This window comes from Enterobacter sp. SA187, from assembly GCF_001888805.2.
Lineage (GTDB): Bacteria > Pseudomonadota > Gammaproteobacteria > Enterobacterales > Enterobacteriaceae > Enterobacter_D.
In genome coordinates, this window is record NZ_CP019113.1 from 1,331,818 (window position 1) to 1,346,693 (window position 14,876).

Here is a 14,876-nt window from a genome sequence, read left to right on the forward strand (position 1 = left end):
TCCAGGAGTTATCCATAGATACCCTTCGTTGAGAGCTTTCCTTTATCGCTTAAAATCTGTAAAGCACGCCGTAGCGCCGGAAGGCAAACTTAATTAAAAAGGTAATCTCTATGTCTGGTAAAATGACTGGTCTGGTAAAATGGTTCAACTCTGACAAAGGCTTCGGCTTCATCACTCCTGACGATGGCTCTAAAGATGTGTTCGTACACTTCTCTGCTATCCAGAACGATGGCTACAAATCCCTTGATGAAGGCCAGAAAGTGTCCTTCACCATCGAAAGCGGCGCTAAAGGCCCGTCTGCTGGTAACGTTGTAAGCCTGTAATCGCTTCCGTTTAAAGCACGCTTTCTAAAAAAAACCCCGCCATGCGGGGTTTTTTCTTTTCTGGCTTCCGGCTATTTCGCGATCTGCGGATTCACACAGTTTTTCTCTACTTTGCCATTGAGCGCGTCGATCAGATTATCCACCGCGCAGGCGGCCATGTTGTAACGCGTTTCAAAGGTGGCGGAACCGATATGCGGCAGGGCGACCACGTTCGGCAGCGACAGCAGTTCCGAATCTGCCGGCAGCGGCTCCTGTTCGAAAACGTCCAGACCCGCAGCATGGATCTCGCCGTTCTTCAGCGCTGCAATCAGCGCTTTCTCGTCCACCACCGGGCCACGACCGGCGTTGATAAAGATCGCCGAGGATTTCATGCGGGCAAACTGATCCGCGCCGATCATATGGTGCGTCTCATCCGTTAGCGGCAGCACCAGGCAGACAAAATCGGCTTCTTCCAGCAGGGCATCCAGTTCACAGTAACGCGCGCCAAAGCGCTCTTCCGCTTCCGTATGATGACGGCGGGCGTTATAGAGGATCGGCATGCCGAAACCAAAGTGCGCGCGCTGCGCCAGTGCCAGACCGATGCGGCCCATGCCGACGATGCCCAGCGTTTTATGGTGCACGTCGATGCCAAACCAGTCCGGCCCGATGTTTTTTGTCCATTCGCCTGCTTTTACGCGCTCCGCCACTTCCACCACCCGACGGGCTGTGCTCAGCACCAGCGCCATCATGGTATCGGCCACGGTTTCGGTCAGCACGGTAGGCGTATGCATCAGCAGGATCTTACGATCGTTTAACGCATCCACATCGAAGTTGTCATAGCCTACCGAGATGGTCGACGTGGCGCGTAGCTTCGGCATTTTCTCCAGCAGCGCGGCGTCGACTTTCTCGCTTGAACCCAGCAAACCTTCCGCACTGGCAAATGCCTCTGCATGTTGTTGCACCGTCTCCGGATGCAGATTCGGCACCCTGGTGACGGTGAAATGGTCTTCCAGACGTTTTTGTAGATCATCAGGCATGGCTTTGTACAGAATAATGGACGGCTTCATGCGGTTCTCCCAAATCAGTAATAGCGGGTCGTCAGGCGCATCATGCGTGGCGCGCGCCCGCCGGAATCTGTTGATTATTAGCAGGCTTAACAATCAGAGTAAGCCATACCGAGACAAAAAGCGCCACCCCCATAAAGATGTACGATGCCGCCGGGCTGCCTGTCGATCCGTTGAGATAACCCACGAACCAGGAGCCAAAGAAAGAGCCAAGCGCGCCCATACTGTTGATCAGCGCCATCGCGCCACCCGCGACATTACGCGGCAACATTTCCGGGATAATGGCGAAGAAAGGGCCGTAAGGCGCATACATCGCCGCCCCGGCAATCACCAGCAGCGTATAGGAAACCCAGAAATGGTTCGCCCCTACGGCCCAGGAGCCGATAAAGGCAAAGGCGGCGATCAACAGCAGCGGCCAGACAAAGAGTTTACGGTTTTGCATTTTGTCCGACGCCCATGAGGCGAGGATCATCGCAATGGTCGCCGCCAGATAAGGCACCGAGGAGAGCCAGCCGACCGCCACCATACCGAGATTTTCACCGCCGCTGTGAATAATGGACGGCAGCCACAGCACAAAGCCGTACACGCCGATACTCCAGGCAAAATACTGCATACACAGCAGGATCACGTTGCGCGAACGGAAGGCTTCGCCGTAATTACGCACCGCTTTAATACCCTGTTGTTCCTGCTCCAGCTGCGCCTGCAACGCGGCTTTTTCCTCTGCCGCCAGCCATGACACCTGCGACGGTTTATCCCTGACCAGCACCCACCAGCAGAATGCCCAGAGCACTGCCGGTACGCCTTCAATAATGAACATTTCGCGCCAGCCGAAAGACTGGATCAGGTAGCCGGACACCACCGACATCCACAACACCGTGACCGGGTTACCCAGAATAAGGAAGGTATTGGCGCGCGAGCGTTCTGATTTAGTAAACCAGTTGCTGATATAAATCAGCATCGCGGGCATCACCGCCGCTTCCACCACGCCAAGAATAAAGCGGATCGCCGCCAGCGCCGGAATATTATTTACCACGCCGGTGAGCGAGGCGCAGGCGCCCCATAAGATCAGACAAATAAAGATCAATTTCCGCACGCTGCGGCGTTCAGCGTACATTGCGCCGGGGATCTGAAAGAAGAAGTAGCCGAGGAAAAACAGTGCGCCCAGCAGCGATGAGACGCCTTTAGTGATGCCAAGATCGTCATTGATGCCTGCCGCGGAAGCGAAGCTAAAGTTGGCGCGATCCAGATAAGCCAGGCTGTATGTGATAAACACAATCGGCATAATGTACAGCCAGCGTTTTGTTGCATTAGTCGGACTTTTCATAGGGTTGCCTCTGGCATTGTAGGGTACTGAGGTTCAAATATGATAAAGAGGGGCGCTTTACCCCTCGTTAAGCTGTGCCCGCGTTGGCAATCCTTCGCTGTCTCCCTGCACCTGAATGGCCAGTGAGCCGATTTTATTTCCCCGATCGATAGCCTGTTTAAGTGAGCGGCCTTCCAGCAGCGCGCTGACCAGGCCGACCGCAAAGCCATCGCCTGCGCCCACGGTATCCACCACGTTATCCACTTTAATCGCCGCCACCGCCCCCTGCTCGCCGTCGGCGGTTTTGAACCACGCGCCGTCAGAGCCGGCTTTGATCACCACGATTTTCACACCACGTGACAGATAGAAATCGGCGATGCCTTCCGGGTGTTGCTGGCCGGTAAGGATGACGCCCTCTTTCAGCCCCGGCAGCACCCAGTCGGCCTGGAACGCGAGGTGATTGAGTTTCTCGACCATCTCGGCTTCGCTCTTCCACAGCACTGGCCGCAGATTAGGATCGAAAGAGATCGTTTTGCCGCGCGCTTTCATCACGCCCGCCGCATGATCCAGCAGGGCATACGCATCAGACGACAAGGCCGCCGCCACGCCGCTCAGATGCAGATGGCGCGCGCTGGTGAACATGCCTTCGTCGAAATCTGCCAGCGACAAATGGCTCGCCGCCGAGTTCTTGCGGAAATACTCCACGATGGGATCGGTTCCATTTTCAACCTTAGATTTCAGCTGAAAACCCGTTGCGTACCGCCCGTCAATAGTGACGCCGCCGGTGCCGATGCCCTCTTTTTCCAGCGAATTCAGCACGAACTGCCCGAAGCTGTCATCGCCGACGCGGCTGACCCAGGCGACTTTCATGCCGAGGCGCGCAAGGCCGGTGGCGACGTTCAGCTCAGCGCCCGCGATGCGTTTAAAAAAGTGCTCCGCCCGGGCCAGGTCGCCGGTTTCGGTGGCGACAAACATGGCCATGGCTTCGCCGATGGTGATGACATCCAGCGCATGATGCATGGCGTTACTCCTCACGTAATAAATTGACATAGCGGCGCGTGACGGCGGTCAGATCGCGGCCTTCCAGTGGAAACTCAATGCCGCGCGGCACGTCGGCGGGAAGCTGATTCAGCAGTTCCGCCCAGCGGCCGTCGGCCTGATCCGGCGCAATGGCGCGATAATGGTAATGATGCGCGATAGCGGCTTTCACATGGATATAGCTGACGGCGGGGGCCAGCTGGCGGGCCGCTTCTTCCGGCGATTCGCCGACCCACAACCAGTTCGCCATATCGAAGGTCAGGGTGACCGGCAGATCCAGCACCCGGCAGGCGGCTTTAAAACGCTGCATCGGCGCAAGCTGGCCGCAATCGGTCTGATCGTTTTCCACCACCAGCGTCATGCCGCTGTCCGCCAGCCAGCCGCGCAGCAACTCCAGCGCGGATTTGTGCTGGAAATGCCCGAGAGAGACTTTCAGCCACAGGGCGTTTAAGGTGCGCGCTTCCTGAAGCAGAGCGGGCAGTTCGGGGTTCAGCGTGCCGTCAAACAGACACAGCGGCTCCGGCGCGGAGTAGCAGGCCAGCAGGTTATGGGATTCGATGTCGGCGGCCAGGGCAGGCAGGGCGTTCAGTTCATCAGGCGTGAACAATTCGCGGCGGATCTCCACGCCGTCTGCGCCTGCCGCCGCAATAAACGGCAGCACGGCAGCCTGACCGCCCAGCGACTGAATACGGTCGTGGCCGTAAGCGGCAGTGACGACGATAATTTTTCTTTTCATTTCCCGGCTCCCGAACAAATGCCTGTTGGCTTCTGTTTAAGCTAGATGGAACCGGTTCCAAATGAAAGGTCAGGATCGCCAAAGCATGATCGTCATCACGAAGGGGAATCAGCGGGCGGTGGAGCCGCGAACGATAAGTTCGCCGGAGAAGACCTGTTCATGCACGGTATTGTCGGTGCCGTCGATGCGGCGCACCACCTGCTCGACGGCGGCGTAGCCAATCTGCCAGGTAGGCTGTTTGAGGGTGGTGATGCCGACGCCCGCAAGCTCTGCCCACTCCAGTTCGTCAAAACCGAGCAGACCGATGTCGCTGCCCCAGTGTAGGCCAATGCGCTTCAGCGAGCGGGCAACCTGGAGCGTTAATGCGCCGTTGGCAGAGATCACCGCTTTGCGCATGCCCCGGTGACGGGTATGAAACTGGCGCAGCCTGTTGTCGATTTGCCCGGCTTCATGCAGCACAACTTCAGCATCTTCCGCAATGACGCCGGGATAGCGGGCGAGGGTGGCATGAAAGGCGTTCAGACGCTCACGGCGGGTATTCACCGTGCCGAGAGGTTCACTAAGAAACAGCAGCGCTTCAAATCCCTGCTCCACCAGATGTTCGGTGGCGGTGGTGGCGGCCTGGATGTTATCCAGCCCGACCACATCGCAGGCGAAGTCCGGAATTTTACGGTCGATAAGCACCATGGGCAGCGACGATTGTTGCAGGCGGTTCAGCCCCTCTTCGCGCATTCCCACGGCATTCACCACGATCCCCTCCACCTGATAACTGCGCAGCAAATCCAGATAGTGCAGCTCCTGATCGAGGGCGTTATTGGTATTACACACCAGCGGCGTAAAGCCTTTCTCACGGCAGGCAGCTTCGATACCGCTCAGCACGTTCACGGAATAGGGATTGGTAATATCGGCGATGATGAGGCCAATCAGCCGCGTACGGCCGCGTTTCAGGCCGCGGGCCATCAGGCTGGGACGGTAATTAAGTTCGGCAATGGCGTTTTCGATGCGGGCCAGCAGAGCCTCTGAAAGCAGATGCTTTTCACCGTTCAGATAACGTGAAATGCTGGTTTTACCCGTTTTTGCCGCTTTCGCGACGTCGCTGATTGTCGGGCGCGCTGCCTTTGCGTTCATGTCCGTCTCCTGGGGTAACTTTGCGGAGATTAACATATTTTACGCGGAATACCCCTCGCCTGCAGGCGAGGGGGTAAACAGAGGGATTACTGCAACGGACTCAGGGTAATTTCCACGCGACGGTTCTGCGCTTTGCCTTCTTCCGTGCTGTTGCTGGCAATCGGGTTCGCCGGGCCTGCGCCGGTAGTACGCAGACGGTTCGCTTCCACGCCCTGGGTGATCAGCGCGCTGGCAACCGCATCGGCACGCTGCTGCGACAGACGCATGTTCAGATCCTTGCCGCCGGTGCTGTCGGTGTAACCCACCACGTTAACCGCGGTTTTTGGGTACTCTTTCAGTACCATCGCCACGCCGGTCAGGGTATTGGCACCTGCCGGTTTCAGGGTTGCGCTGCTGCTGTCGAAGGTCACGTTGTTCGGCATGTTCAGCACGATGTTATCGCCATTTCGCGTCACGCTAACGCCCGTTCCCTGCATTTTGTCCCGCAGTTTCGCTTCCTGCACGTCCATGTAATAGCCCGCGCCGCCGCCGAGGGCTGCACCGGCCGCCGCGCCAATCAGCGCCCCTTTGCCGCGGTCTTTTTTCGAGGAGGAGAGTACGCCGACGCCCGCGCCGACCAGCGATCCAATGCCTGCGCCAATGCCTGATTTACCGGCTTCGCGCTCACCGGTGTAAGGGTTGGTGGTGCAGCCTGAAACAGCCAGTGCGCCGCAAACCGCAGCCACAATGAGAAGGACATTTTTCTTCATCGAATTTCCTTAATAATTTTTAATTCTATGCACAGCGATAATCGCGGTTGATTATGACCTGATGATCGTTAGAAACTTCCGGAAAGATTCTGAATTTTGTAAATAACATTGAGCGGCGCATGAGCGACCGACACACCTGCATCAGACATCAGGGAGCATACGTTTTGGCACACTCATCCACAAAAACCATTCTCACGGCAGCCCACTGGGGGCCGATGCTGGTAGAAACCGACGGCGAAAACGTCCTGTCATCGCGCGGTGCCCTGCCGACCGCCCATCCCAATTCGTTACAAACCGCCGTGCGCGATCAGGTGCACAGCAACAGCCGCGTGCGTTTCCCGATGGTGCGCAAAGGCTTCCTGACGTCACCGGAAAAACCGACCGGCGTGCGCGGTCAGGATGAGTTTGTCCGCGTCAGCTGGGATGAAGCCCTGGATCTGATCCATGCCCAGCACGTCCGTATTCGTGAAAGCTATGGCCCGTCGTCGATATTCGCCGGATCTTACGGCTGGCGCTCCAACGGCGTGCTGCACAAAGCGGCGACGCTGTTGCAGCGTTATATGAGCCTGGCGGGGGGCTATACCGGCCATCTTGGGGATTATTCCACCGGCGCGGCGCAGGCGATCATGCCCTACGTGGTGGGCGGCAATGAGGTTTATCAGCAGCAGACCAGCTGGCCGCTGGTGCTGGAGCATTCTGATGTGGTGGTGTTGTGGAGCGCCAACCCGCTTAACACTTTAAAAATTGCCTGGAACGCCTCGGACGAACAGGGGATCCCTTATTTCGATCAGCTGCGCCAGAGCGGCAAGCGGGTGATCTGCATCGATCCGATGCGATCGGAAACCGTCGACTTCCTCGGCGACAGTGCCGAATGGCTGGCACCGCATATGGGCACCGATGTGGCGTTGATGCTCGGCATCGCCCACACGCTGGTGGAAAACGGCTGGCAGGATGATGAATTCCTTGCCCGCTGCACCACCGGTTACGACATCTTCCGCGATTATTTAACCGGCGCCAGCGATGGCGTGGCGAAAACCGCAGAATGGGCCGCGGAAATTTGCGGTATTGATGCGCCTAAAATCCGCGAACTGGCGGAAGTGTTCCATAAAAATACCACTATGCTGATGTCCGGCTGGGGCATGCAGCGCCAGCAATATGGCGAGCAGAAACACTGGATGCTGGTGACGCTTGCCGCCATGCTGGGGCAGATCGGTCTGCCGGGCGGCGGCTTTGGTTTGTCCTATCACTTTGCCAACGGCGGCAATCCGACGCGCCGCGCGGCGGTGCTCGGCTCCATGCAGGGCAGCGTTCAGGGCGGCGTGGACGCGGTGGATAAAATCCCGGTGGCGCGCATTGTGGAAGCGCTGGAAAACCCCGGCGGCGCGTACCAGCACAACGGCATGGATCGTCATTTCCCGGATATTAAATTTGTCTGGTGGGCGGGCGGCGCAAACTTTACTCATCATCAGGACACCAACCGGCTGATCCGCGCCTGGCAAAAACCGGAGCTGGTGGTGATCTCTGAATGCTACTGGACGGCGGCGGCCAAGCATGCCGACATTGTGCTGCCAGCCACCACCTCTTTTGAACGTAACGATCTGACCATGACCGGCGATTACAGCAATCAGCATCTGGTGCCGATGAAGCAGGTGGTCGCCCCACGTGATGAAGCGCGGGATGATTTTGAGGTGTTTGCCGATCTCAGCGAGCGCTGGGAGCAGGGCGGGCGGGCGCGGTTTACCGAAGGCAAAAGCGATCTGCAATGGCTGGAAACCTTCTATGACATCGCCAGCGCGCGCGGCGCCAGTCAGGGCGTGACGTTACCGCCGTTCGCAGAATTCTGGCAGGCCAATCAGCTTATTGAGATGCCGGAAAGCGAGGAGAACGCGAAGTTTGTGCGTTTTGCGGCCTTCCGTGCCGATCCGGCGGCGAACCCGCTGAAAACCGACAGCGGCAAAATTGAAATCTATTCGCAGCGTATCGCGTCATTTAACTATGCCGACTGTCCGGGGCACGCGACCTGGCTGGCGCCTGACGAATGGCACGGCAATGCGGAGCCGCAGCAGTTGCAGGTGCTGTCCGCGCATCCGGCGCACCGTCTGCACAGCCAGTTAAGCTATTCCGCGCTGCGCGAGCAGTACGCGGTGGCGGGGCGTGAACCCATCACGCTGCATCCGCAGGATGCGCAGGCGCGGGGTATTCGTGATGGCGACCTGGTGCGCGTGTGGAACGGTCGTGGGCAGGTGCTGGCGGGCGCAGTGGTGACCGAGGGGATCCGTCCGGGGGTGATCTGCATTCATGAGGGCGGCTGGCCGGATCTGGATCCGGCGGCCGGGGGGATCTGCAAAAACGGTGCGGTTAACGTGCTGACCAAAGATCTCCCCAGCTCGCGGCTGGGCAACGGCTGCGCCGGGAACACGGCGCTGGCATGGGTGGAAAAATACACCGGCCCTGAGCTCAGGCTGACGGCGTTTGAGCCGCCTGCCAGCGCATGATCCACGTCGGGTGGTGAGTCTCCTCCTGCCAGGCGCTGTCTTCGATACGAAAGCCCAGCGCATGGTAGAAATTCACTGCCCGCTCATTCTTCTGATACACCTCAAGACTGAGATCGGCATAGCGCTGTTTGACATGCTCAAGCAGCGCGCGTCCGATCCCCTTGCCGATCGCGTCAGGACGCACAAAGAGCGCACCGACAAAGCGGCTGTCCATCACGCTGACGAATCCCTCAAGGCGACCCTGTTCTTCCCACACCCAGGTTCTGGCGGCGGGTAAATAGGCATCGCGCACCAGGCTTTTACTCTCCTGCCAGTAACGCGCGTCGATAAAAGGATGGGCAAAGGTGGTGCTTTCCAGCCACAGCGCCAGCAGCGCTGACGGGTCATTATCATACCATTCGTGGATCATCGCTGCCTCCGGGATGACAAAAGCACTGGGTAACATGGTCATTCACCAGACCGCAGGCCTGCATAAAGGAGTAACAGATGGTGGTGCCGACAAACTTGAAGCCGCGTTTTTTCAGCGCTTTTGACAGGGCATCCGATTCCGGTGTCGACGTGGGGATCTCCGCAAGGGTGGCGGCCTGGGTCATCCTGACCTGATGATCAACAAAAGACCAGACAAAATCTGCAAAGTCTTCCCCCTGTTGCTGCATCGCCAGATAGGCCCTGGCGTTGCCAATAATCGCCTGAATTTTTCCCCGATGGCGGATAATACCGGCGTCCTGCAACAGCCTTTCTACGTCGTCACCCTGCATCGCCGCCACGCGTACAGGATCGAAGTTATAAAAACAGCGGCGATAATTTTCCCGTTTCTTCAGCACTGTGATCCAGGATAAACCCGCCTGCTGGCCTTCGAGACAGATCATCTCAAACAGCTTCTGGTTACTGGACTGCGCCACGCCCCACTCTTTGTCGTGGTAGTCGATATACAGCGGATCCTGACTGACCCAACCACATCGTTGCATGTCTTTCTCCTTTCCATTGTTGCGGTAGATCCCAAAAGAAAATTATCCCGCTGGCTTGACGTGTCTCTTAAAGAGACAATAGTTAATACAGGGTTTTATCCGCACAAAATGATAACGATACTGCCGGTTTTGGCTCTTTTCTGGAGTCGCATTGATGAAGATAAAAAATAACAGTGGCTGCCGCCTGGCGCTCGTGCCTGTGTGCCTGTTTTTTTGTCAGACGGCGCAGGCGTGGCAACAAGAATATATCGTTAGCGACCCGCAAAGTAATATGGCGGATCGCTATACATGGGACAGCGATCACCAACCGCGTTATGACGATATTCTCGAAGGGCGGATCCGCTCGACGCAAAATACGCCTGGCCTGTCCTGGAATTTGCCGGATGATACGCCGCTGGACGCCACCAGCACCATGAGCCTCGGCTGGAATATTCCGCTGGTGAATAATGTCACCACCGGCCCGGTGGCCGTCTGGCATTACGACAGCTCTGCCTCATCAATGCATAATGAATTTGGCGATGGCCCGGCAAACCTGCAATTCACCGATCCGCTGTGGCATGCCAGCGTCAGCTCAGTGGGCTGGCGCGTGGACAGTCGTCACGGGGATCTCCGCCCGTGGGCGCAAATCAGCTACAACCAGCAGTTTGGCGAAAATATCTGGAAAACCCAGTCCGGCCTCAATCGTTTATCGGCCTCCAGCCAGGACGGTAACTGGATGGACGTGACCCTCGGCGCGGATATGCTGCTCAATCCCCATTTTGCAGCCTATGCTTCATTGTCGCAGTCTGAAAATACGGACATCGGTCAAAACTATCTTTACAGCATGGGCGTCAGCGCGCGCTTTTAATTAGCATTTAAAACAAATTAATTACATTTTTTATACAACAATCATCAGCTTCGCAGAGATAGTGTGTACTAACTTACACTGTATTTTTTGCTGATGAGACTTTTCCCGCTGTCATTCATTCCCGTTACAAGGCATTTCATTCCGTCCTCACTGCATTTCATGCCGTTTTCGATCCGGCATCAACGGCGCTTCGTTATGGTTAACGGCAGAGAATTTCCCTTTTGCTTACGCAGGAAGACTGCCATGAATACATCCTCATTGAATCGGACCCGCTGGCTGACGCTGGTCGGTACCATCATTACGCAATTTGCCCTTGGATCGGTTTATACCTGGAGTCTGTTTAACAGCGCGCTGGCGGAAAAACTGGATGAGCCAGTAAGCCAGGTGGCGTTCTCCTTCGGCCTGCTCAGCCTCGGGCTGGCGCTCTCTTCCTCGGTAGCCGGGAAATTACAGGAACGTTTCGGCGTTAAACGTGTGACTATCGCATCCGGTATTCTGCTGGGCCTCGGCTTTTTCCTGACGGCGCACGCCAACAGCCTGCTGATGCTGTGGCTGAGCGCGGGCGTGCTGGTCGGCCTTGCCGATGGCGCGGGCTACCTGCTGACGCTCTCCAACTGCGTGAAGTTCTTCCCGGAGCGTAAGGGGCTGATTTCCGCTTTCTCCATCGGTTCTTATGGCCTGGGCAGCCTCGGCTTTAAATTTATCGACAGCCATCTGCTGGCTACCGTCGGCCTGGAAAAGACCTTTATGATCTGGGGCGCGATGGTGCTGGTGATGATCGTTTCCGGCGCGATGCTGATGAAAGACGCGCCGCAGCAGAAAGCGACCATGGTCAATGGCGTGGTGGAGAATGATTTCACCCTGGCGCAGTCGATGCGTAAACCGCAATACTGGATGCTGGCCGTGATGTTCCTCACTGCCTGTATGAGCGGTCTGTATGTTATCGGCGTGGCGAAAGATATCGCTCAGGGCATGGTGCATCTGGATGTGGCGACCGCCGCCAATGCGGTGACTGTGATTTCCATTGCTAACCTGACAGGCCGTCTGGTGCTCGGTATCCTCTCCGATAAAATGTCCCGCATCCGCGTGATTACGCTCGGTCAGGTGGTGTCGCTGATTGGTATGGCGGGACTGCTGTTCGCCCCGCTTAACGAAGTGAGCTTCTTCGCGGCTATCGCCTGTGTGGCCTTTAACTTCGGCGGTACCATCACGGTCTTCCCGTCGCTGGTCAGCGAATTTTTTGGCCTGAACAATCTGGCGAAAAACTACGGCGTCATTTATCTGGGCTTTGGTATTGGCAGCATCTGCGGCTCGATTATCGCCTCGCTGTTTGGCGGCTTCTATGTGACCTTCTGCGTCATCTTCGCCCTGCTGATCCTCTCCCTGGCGCTTTCCACCACCATTCGTCAGCCGCAGCGTGAATACTTCACCAACTCACAGCCGCTGACTCACCATTAAGTGACCTGCGCCACGCTCTGCGTGGCGCTTCGCAATCTTCAACCTTCTCCCTTCCTGAATCAGGGGTAATACGGTAAGCTCTGCCGTATTACCTATTATTTTTGTAAATGTTTAGTCAGATCACATTCCCGGTGACACTTTTTTCCACCCCTGTGGTCTACTACCCCGCGCTTCACGAAGTTATCGAATCAACTTCTTATGCGTTTGATAAGCCTATATGCAGATATATCGTCTGCGCACGGGTGCTCTCTATTCCCTTCTCCCAGGGTGCTTTGAATGAAATATATCAAAACGATGACGCAACAACGGCTGAGTTTTTTGCTGGCGTTGTACATCGGTCTGTTTATGAACGCCGCTGTTTTTATTCGTCGCTTTGATGGATATGCGCAAGAATTTACCATCTGGAAAGGCCTCGCTGCGATTGTTGAAGTGGCGGGTACGGTATTAGTCACGTTCTTTTTACTTCGACTTCTCTCTCTGTTTGGACGGCGTGCCTGGCGCGTGCTGTCGACGCTGGTGGTGCTGTTTTCCGCAGGCGCCAGCTATTACATGACTTTCCTGAACGTGGTCATCGGCTACGGCATTGTTGCCTCGGTGATGACGACGGACATTGACCTGTCGAAAGAAGTGGTGGGCATGCAGTTTGTGATCTGGCTGGTATGCGTGAGCACGCTGCCGCTGATCTTTATCTGGAGCAACAGCAGCCGCCTCACGCTGCTGCGCCAGCTGCGTACGCCGGGCCTGCGCATCCGTAGCGCGGCCATCGTCGTGCTGGCCGGTTTGATGGTCTGGGGGCCGATCCGTCTGCTGGAAGTGCAGCAAAAGAGCGTAGAGCGCGCGACCGGCGTTGATATGCCAAGCTATGGCGGCGTGGTGGCTAACTCTTATCTGCCGTCTAACTGGCTGTCCGCGTTAGGGCTGTACGCCTGGGCGCAGGTGGATGAGTCTTCTGATAACAAATCGCTGATCAACCCGGCGACCAAATACACTTACGTTGCGCCGAAAGATCTCGATGACACTTATGTGGTCTTTATCATCGGTGAAACGACCCGCTGGGATCATATGGGCCTGCTCGGCTATGAGCGCAACACCACGCCGAAGCTGGCGGCGGAGAAAAATCTTGTCGCCTTCCGGGGTTACTCCTGCGATACCGCCACTAAGCTGTCCCTGCGCTGCATGTTTGTGCGCGAGGGCGGGGCGGATGAAAACCCACAGCGTACGCTGAAAGAGCAGAACGTTTTTGCGGTGCTGAAACAGCTCGGCTTCTCCAGCGACCTGTACGCCATGCAGAGCGAAATGTGGTTTTACAGCAATACCATGGCGGATAACATCTCCTACCGTGAGCAGATTGGCGCTGAGCCGCGTAACCGCGGTAAGAACGTCGATGACGCGTTGTTGCTGGATGAAATGAAAGCGTCGCTGAAAAACAGCCCTGACGGCAAGCATTTGATGATCTTCCACACGAAAGGCTCGCACTTTAACTACACCCAGCGTTATCCGCGCAGCTTTGCCCAGTGGACGCCGGAGTGTCAGAGCGTGGACGACAAGTGCACCAAAGCGGAGATGATTAATTCCTTTGATAACTCCGTGACCTATGTCGATTACTTTATTGATAGCGTCATCGATCAGCTGCGCGATAAGAAAGCGATTGTGTTCTATGCCGCCGACCATGGCGAGTCGATCAACGAGAAAGAACATCTGCACGGGACGCCGCGTAAAATGGCCCCGCCTGAGCAGTTCCGCGTGCCGATGATGGTGTGGATGTCTGATAAGTATCTGGAGAATCCGGAGAAAGCCAAAATGTTCGCGCACCTCAAGCAGCAGGCCGATATGAAAGTGCCGCGCCGCCATGTTGAGCTGTATGACACCATCATGGGCTGCCTGGGATATACCTCGCCAAATGGTGGTATCAACGAGAACAATAACTGGTGCCACATCCCGGATACAAAGGCATCGGCGGGTAAGTAAACTGACTGGCGAGTTTATCGCCAGTCGAAAGGCTTTTTTACGTTAAGGGATTGACGGTTGCGGTGCCCGGCAGTAAGATGCGCCCCGCATTCGGTGATTGGCGCAGCCTGGTAGCGCACTTCGTTCGGGACGAAGGGGTCGGAGGTTCGAATCCTCTATCACCGACCAAATTTAAAAAGCCCAACCTTCTGGTTGGGCTTTTTGCTATCTGTGGTTCGGGAGGATGAGAAGCTCCGGGGGAGGAGGTTCGCGCCGAGCGAAGCGAGACAGCGTTGCGCAGCAACGACCCGAAGGGCGAGCCACAGCGTGGCGAGTAATCCTCTATCACCGACCAAATTTAAAAACCCGTCGTGGAAACACGACGGGTTTTTTGCATTTTCCGCCGCTCCTGTAGGCCGGGTAAGCGGAGCGCCACCCGGCGGAAATAACACTTTTAAATCACGCGTCGATATCGCTCATAATTCTCTGCATTTGCCAGATATTCCATCGTATTTTTTTATATATGTTTGAATCTTTTTTCGCGTTGCTTATGGATAAGCTCAGCATTTTCACCTGTGCGTTTTAACGTTCGCGGTATTAATCGCTCAGATATTCATCATTCCGTCAGAAATTTTTCATAAACTGGGTAAATGTTAATCACTGATGTGAGACTTAAAAGCAGCGGTTTATTCTGGCATCCGACCAGTAGCACAATTTTCCCTGCTGAAAACAGGGGCGTGCACTTTTTTTAATCTTTGTTTGCCAATTCTCACCGTCGTTGTAAATCCCGGTTACCTGTATTGACGTTTTGACATTCTGTTGACAGATTGTAGGGCATGAG

General features: G+C 56.1%; 13 protein-coding genes, 1 tRNA gene and 1 other RNA gene. 7 read left to right on the top strand and 8 right to left on the bottom strand.

Translation table 11 applies throughout. The features are described from left to right. Positions 1–110 precede the first annotated feature (110 nt). Entirely contained in the window at positions 111–323 is a 213-nt protein-coding gene (gene cspE / locus BMF08_RS06455; RefSeq protein ID WP_072571448.1) for a transcription antiterminator/RNA stability regulator CspE, read from the top strand. Between the two features lie 71 nt (positions 324–394). Here the strand turns inward: cspE and ghrB are convergent, their stop codons facing one another. The 6 genes from ghrB to BMF08_RS06485 all read right to left on the bottom strand — a co-directional run bounded on the left by ghrB (position 395) and on the right by BMF08_RS06485 (position 6,320). Continuing rightward, positions 395–1,369 carry a glyoxylate/hydroxypyruvate reductase GhrB gene (gene ghrB / locus BMF08_RS06460; RefSeq protein WP_072571449.1) on the bottom strand — a complete coding sequence of 325 codons (975 nt, stop codon included), beginning with the start codon at positions 1,367–1,369 and terminating at the stop codon, positions 395–397. 40 nt (positions 1,370–1,409) lie between these two features. Beyond that, a complete protein-coding gene (locus BMF08_RS06465) occupies positions 1,410–2,690 on the bottom strand; it encodes an MFS transporter (RefSeq protein WP_072571450.1) in 1,281 nt (426 codons plus the stop codon). A 57-nt stretch (positions 2,691–2,747) separates the two neighbouring features. After that, positions 2,748–3,689, bottom strand: a complete 942-nt coding sequence (locus tag BMF08_RS06470) for a sugar kinase (RefSeq protein WP_072571451.1) — start codon at positions 3,687–3,689, stop codon at positions 2,748–2,750. Between the two features lie 4 nt (positions 3,690–3,693). Next, a complete protein-coding gene (locus BMF08_RS06475) occupies positions 3,694–4,443 on the bottom strand; it encodes a sugar phosphate isomerase/epimerase family protein (RefSeq protein WP_072571452.1) in 750 nt (249 codons plus the stop codon). 108 nt (positions 4,444–4,551) lie between these two features. Further along, the gene (locus tag BMF08_RS06480; protein ID WP_072571453.1) at positions 4,552–5,571 is read right to left on the bottom strand and encodes a LacI family DNA-binding transcriptional regulator; all 1,020 of its coding nucleotides are present in this window, start codon (positions 5,569–5,571) and stop codon (positions 4,552–4,554) included. An 86-nt stretch (positions 5,572–5,657) separates the two neighbouring features. After that, positions 5,658–6,320 carry an OmpA family lipoprotein gene (locus tag BMF08_RS06485; RefSeq protein ID WP_072571454.1) on the bottom strand — a complete coding sequence of 221 codons (663 nt, stop codon included), beginning with the start codon at positions 6,318–6,320 and terminating at the stop codon, positions 5,658–5,660. 119 nt (positions 6,321–6,439) lie between these two features. Here BMF08_RS06485 and BMF08_RS06490 point away from each other — a divergent pair, with 119 nt between their 5' ends. After that, positions 6,440–8,815, top strand: coding sequence for a molybdopterin guanine dinucleotide-containing S/N-oxide reductase (locus BMF08_RS06490; protein ID WP_072571455.1), 2,376 nt, complete (start codon positions 6,440–6,442; stop codon positions 8,813–8,815). On the opposite strand, the gene BMF08_RS06495 is transcribed toward BMF08_RS06490, so the two are convergent. Together BMF08_RS06495 and tag are read right to left on the bottom strand one after the other, a co-directional pair. Next, on the bottom strand, positions 8,778–9,224 hold the full coding sequence (locus BMF08_RS06495) for an N-acetyltransferase (RefSeq protein WP_072571456.1): 447 nt from the start codon (positions 9,222–9,224) through the stop codon (positions 8,778–8,780). The two genes, BMF08_RS06490 and BMF08_RS06495, sit on opposite strands and share 38 nt — an antisense overlap. After that, positions 9,205–9,783: a DNA-3-methyladenine glycosylase I gene (gene tag / locus BMF08_RS06500; RefSeq protein ID WP_072571457.1), complete on the bottom strand. Its 579-nt coding sequence runs from the start codon at positions 9,781–9,783 to the stop codon at positions 9,205–9,207. Before tag ends, BMF08_RS06495 begins: the two co-directional genes overlap by 20 nt. Positions 9,784–9,937: 154 nt before the next feature. On the opposite strand from tag, the gene BMF08_RS06505 reads away from it, so the two are divergent. From BMF08_RS06505 to BMF08_RS06530, 5 genes are all read left to right on the top strand, one after another. Continuing rightward, the gene (locus BMF08_RS06505) at positions 9,938–10,630 is read left to right on the top strand and encodes an autotransporter domain-containing protein (RefSeq protein ID WP_072571458.1); all 693 of its coding nucleotides are present in this window, start codon (positions 9,938–9,940) and stop codon (positions 10,628–10,630) included. A 243-nt stretch (positions 10,631–10,873) separates the two neighbouring features. Continuing rightward, positions 10,874–12,088, top strand: a complete 1,215-nt coding sequence (locus BMF08_RS06515; RefSeq protein WP_072571459.1) for an L-lactate MFS transporter — start codon at positions 10,874–10,876, stop codon at positions 12,086–12,088. Between the two features lie 276 nt (positions 12,089–12,364). Next, positions 12,365–14,056, top strand: coding sequence for a kdo(2)-lipid A phosphoethanolamine 7''-transferase (eptB, locus tag BMF08_RS06520; RefSeq protein ID WP_072571460.1), 1,692 nt, complete (start codon positions 12,365–12,367; stop codon positions 14,054–14,056). Positions 14,057–14,147: 91 nt separating this feature from the next. Continuing rightward, a tRNA-Pro gene (locus BMF08_RS06525) sits at positions 14,148–14,224 on the top strand. A 34-nt stretch (positions 14,225–14,258) separates the two neighbouring features. Beyond that, positions 14,259–14,390: non-coding RNA, RtT sRNA (locus BMF08_RS06530), on the top strand. Positions 14,391–14,876: the final 486 nt, after the last annotated feature.